Origin of the sequence: Archangium violaceum Cb vi76 (assembly GCF_000733295.1) — a bacterium.
Classification (GTDB): domain Bacteria; phylum Myxococcota; class Myxococcia; order Myxococcales; family Myxococcaceae; genus Archangium; species Archangium violaceum.
Genome location: NZ_JPMI01000137.1, coordinates 1 through 4,061, shown reverse-complemented (window position 1 = coordinate 4,061; position 4,061 = coordinate 1). Strand labels below are relative to the sequence as shown.

General features: G+C 68.5%; 4 protein-coding genes and 1 pseudogene. 3 read left to right on the top strand and 2 right to left on the bottom strand.

Annotated features, from left to right (window positions below; translation table 11 throughout):
• Window positions 1-450: pseudogene (locus tag Q664_RS20415) on the top strand (DUF2380 domain-containing protein); the annotation flags it as partial.
• Window positions 447-917, top strand: a complete 471-nt coding sequence (locus Q664_RS20410) for an NUDIX hydrolase (protein WP_043398077.1) — start codon at window positions 447-449, stop codon at window positions 915-917. The pseudogene Q664_RS20415 and the gene Q664_RS20410, both read left to right, overlap by 4 nt.
• A 16-nt stretch (window positions 918-933) precedes the next feature.
• Here Q664_RS20410 and Q664_RS20405 read toward each other — a convergent pair whose 3' ends face one another.
• Together Q664_RS20405 and Q664_RS20400 are read right to left on the bottom strand one after the other, a co-directional pair.
• Window positions 934-2,217 (bottom strand): metal-dependent hydrolase family protein, encoded by a 1,284-nt coding sequence (locus Q664_RS20405; protein WP_043398079.1) that lies wholly within the window; start codon window positions 2,215-2,217, stop codon window positions 934-936.
• Between the two features lie 160 nt (window positions 2,218-2,377).
• Window positions 2,378-2,575, bottom strand: coding sequence for a hypothetical protein (locus Q664_RS20400; RefSeq protein WP_043398074.1), 198 nt, complete (start codon window positions 2,573-2,575; stop codon window positions 2,378-2,380).
• A 208-nt stretch (window positions 2,576-2,783) separates the two neighbouring features.
• Between Q664_RS20400 and alr the strand changes: the two genes are divergently transcribed.
• Window positions 2,784-3,989, top strand: coding sequence for an alanine racemase (gene alr / locus Q664_RS20395; protein ID WP_043398071.1), 1,206 nt, complete (start codon window positions 2,784-2,786; stop codon window positions 3,987-3,989).
• Window positions 3,990-4,061: the final 72 nt, after the last annotated feature.

Below are 4,061 nucleotides of genomic sequence, written 5' to 3'. Positions count from 1 at the left end.
CGGATTCAGGCCGGCCACGTGATGATGGCACGGGGCCACGACGACCTCCCGAGGGGCGTGCGCGACGCGCTGGGCGATGCGCCCGAGGTGCGGGCCATGCGTGTGACGGGCAAGACGGGCGCCGGCATGGCCGAGCCCCCACGTCACCACGTCATGCCGAAGGAGTTCCGCGAGTGGTTCGAGACACGCGGCTTCACGGGCAAGATGAGCATCGAGAGGTTCTGCGTCGCGCTTCAGCAGGCCACCCACCAGGCGCTTCACGGTGGTGGAAACTGGAAGCTGGGGCGCAGGTGGCCCGGTGAATGGAACCGGATGCTCATGAAGGCACTGTACGAGGCAGAGGCCGAAGCAGGTCGGATCTTGACGCGGAACGAGATCCTGAACATCGTCGCGGAAAACATGGGCGATTATAAAATTCCAATGAACTTCGTTCGCTGCCGTGGAAGATGAGCGAGGAGCGTTCCTGGGAGGGAAATTGGAAGGCCCGCCTGCATGAGCGGGTTCGCGAGCGGGGTTACGACTCGCTCACTGCCTTCGCGAATGCCCGCCCTACGGCATCCCTGGTGGCGCTGGCCGACGAGTTGGGCCCGGACGACATCGCGGGGGTACAGGTGCTGAGCGAATTGCTCGCCGAGGCGGAGCACCGCAAGCAGGTCACTCGCTTCGTGCGTGATGTGCTCGTGCGCATGTTGTCCCAGAGTCTCCCTGATGGCTGGCCGACCGTTATGGATGACGCCAACCGCTTCAAGGTTGCCAAGGCAATTGGTCGCTGGGCTGCCTACATTCCAGAGACACATGAGAAGCGCGTCGACCAGGCCAGGGCAGCGCTCCGGGCATCGCCTCCTCCCCCGGGATGGCGGCCACTCGGGCCTGACGACGAGCTGCTGCTGACGCTCCTGCCCGACGAAGAAGCCTGAGCTTCACCTCTGGCGACTACCGTCGGAACACGGTGCCGCCCTTCATGACGAAGCGGACGTGACGCAGCGCGGAAATGTCGCGGGTGGGGTCTCCCTCGACGGCGACGAGGTCCGCGAACAGCCCCTCCTTCACCTGGCCGATGCGGTCCTCCATGTGGAGCATGCGGGCATTGACGGAAGTGGCGGCCTTCAACGCCTGCAGGGGCGACAGGCCGTAGGAGACCAGGAGCTCCAGCTCACGCGCGTTGTCGCCATGGGCGAACACGCCCACGTCACTGCCATTGCAGAGGGTGACACCGGCGGCGAGGGCGGCGCGGAAGCTGGCGCGCTTCTGCTGGATGGCGGCGGGCTCGGGGTCGGTGCCCTTCTTCCATCCGCCGTACTGGTGGAGGGCATCCCCCGCGGCGAGCGTGGGGCAGAAGAAGACACCGCGCTCGGCCATGAGCTTGAAGACCTCGGGGGTGCCACCGTCCCCGTGCTCGATGCTCTCCGCACCGGCGAGCACGGCGCGGCGCATGCCTTCCGGGGTGCTGGCGTGGACGACGACGGGGCGGCCACCGTCACGAGCGGTCTGGACGATGAGCTTCATCTCCTCGAGCGAATAGGACGGGAACGCCTCGCCACGCGGGCCCCAGCGGTAGTCGCCATAGACCTTGATCCAATCGGCGCCCTTGCCCATCTGGCCGCGGACGGCGCGGATGAGGGCGTCGACGCCATCGGCCTCCTCGGCGCCCTGGGGAACGTGCCATTCGGGGGCGAAGCCCTTTGGCGCATAGGAGCCGGTGGCGACGAGGGCGCGGGTGGTGGCGAGGACGCGGGGCCCGGGGATGATGCCCTGCTGGATGGCCTGCTTGAGACCGACATCGGCATCGGCGGCGCCCTCGGTGCCGAGATCGCGCACGGTGGTGAAGCCGGCGAGCAACGTGTCGCGGGCGTGATTGGTGGCGCGGGCGACGCGGAGGGCGAGCGGCTCGCGGAGCACCTGATCATTCCAGGAGGTCTCGTTGTAGGGGTGGAGGAGCAGATGCGAGTGCGCCTCGATGAGACCGGGGACGAGGGTGGTGCCAGGAAGCTCGACGACCTCGGTACCGAGGGGAGCGGTGACCTGGGAAGCGGGCCCGACGGCGGCGATGCGGTCACCGCGGACGAGCACGACCCAACCCTCCTGGGGCTTCGCGGAGACGCCATCGAAGACACGAGCGGGGCGCAGGAGGAACAAGGCGGGGCTGGAGGCCTGTGCGGAGGCCATGGACGGCACGACACAGAGGAGCGCGACGAGGAGGGCGAGCAGGAGGCGCATGGAGAGCAGGGAGGAAGGAGGGACGAGCGAGCGACCTATCACAGGACTCCATACTCGCCATCCATCCCCTCTCCCCTCGGGAGAGGAGCCCCCCGTCGTTCAAAGGGGGGGCAAGCCCCCCGGGGTGAGGGTGCCCGTCCCCGTCCTCCTTCCCGTGCCCCTACTCGTCCTGCTCGATGGCGGAGGCGTCCTTGCCGAAAGGAGGAGACTCGAAGGCGCCGGAGAGCTGCCGTTCCTTGAGGTCCTTGTCGCGCTCGAAGTCGGCGTAGGTCATGCCGGGGGACTCGGAATCGGGACGAGACGCCACTTCATCGGAATGCCCGCGGAACCGAGAGGACAGCTTCTGCCAGATGCTCATGGGGAGACCTCCTGCCGGAGAGGATGCGCACGACGGAAACGAAGCGAGCCCCCTCCCCCGCCCGGGGCACGGCTGGGCTCCCCTCCGGGTGCGGAGCATCGGACGCTCCCATGGCTGCCCGCTCGGATGGCGCGTGCAATGGGGCGGGCTTTGGAAGAAAAAGAATCACACAGGGCGCCGGCGGGCGCGAAGGACGGTCAGGCGGAAGATGCACGAAGTGACTGCGGGAGCACCGGGGAAGGTGGCATCGAGGCTGGAGCTGTCGGCGGGAGCGCTGGCGGCGAACGTGGCGACGCTGCGCAAGCTATCCGTGGACACGAACGGGCCGAGGGCGCTGGGCGCGGTGTTGAAGGGCAATGCATACGGCCACGGGCTGACGCAGATGTTGCCGCTGGTGCACCCGCTGGTGGACGTCCTGTACTTCATCACGCCGGGGGACGCGCTGACGGTGCGGGCCTTCGAGCAGGCGAAGGGCCTGCCGCGCAAGCAGGTGTTGGTGATTGGCGCCACGGATGCGGAGGAGGCGGTGGCGCTGGCGCGAGCGGGGGTGGAGGTGGTGGTGGGGGACGGCTCGTGGAGGGAGACGGCGGAGGAGCTGCGCCGGGCGAAGCTGGAGCACCCGCTGAGGGTGCACGTGCACGTGGACACGGGGCTGGGGCGCGAGGGCTTCACGCCGGGGCAGATCGCGGGGGGCGAGTTGGACTTCCTGCGCGAGGCGGCGGACGTGCTGCGGGTGGTGGGGGTGCTGAGCCACTTCGCGAACACGGAGGACGTGACGGAGCAGACGTACGCCGAGTCCCAGCTCGACGTCTTCGAGGGTGGGCTGATGGCGCTGCGGACGAGCGTGCCGGTGGAGGAGCCATTGCAGCGGCACATGGCGGCGAGCGCGGCGACGCTGGTGCTGCCGAGGGCGCGTTTCGACGCGCAGCGGGTGGGCATCTCGCTGTACGGGCTGTGGCCGTCGACGGAGACGAGACTCTCGGCGCGGCTGGTGTTGGGGCGGGTGCCGGAGCTGAGGCCGGTGCTGTCGTGGAGGTGCCCGAGCCAGGTGGTGAAGTGGCTGCCGGCGGGGAGCTACGTGGGGTACGGGTGCACGTACCGGTGCGCGGAGGCGACGCGGGTGGCGGTGCTCCCGGTGGGGTACTACGACGGGTACGCGCGGCTGCTATCAGGGAAGGCGCACGTACTGGTGAACGGGAGGAGGTGCCCGGTGTTGGGGCGGGTGATGATGAACCACATCATCGTGGACGTGACGAGGGCGACGCATGACGAGCGGCCGCTGACGGCGACGCTGCTCGGCAAGGACGGGGACGAGCACCTGCACGTGGAGAACCTGGCGGACTGGGCGCAGACCATCCACTACGAGTTCACGACACGCCTGGGAGCCCACCTGCGCCGGGTCGTGGTGCCCTGAGCCAGGGAAGCAATCCCAAACACAGTCAAACCCCACACCCACCAACAACCCACACCCACCAACAACCCCTCT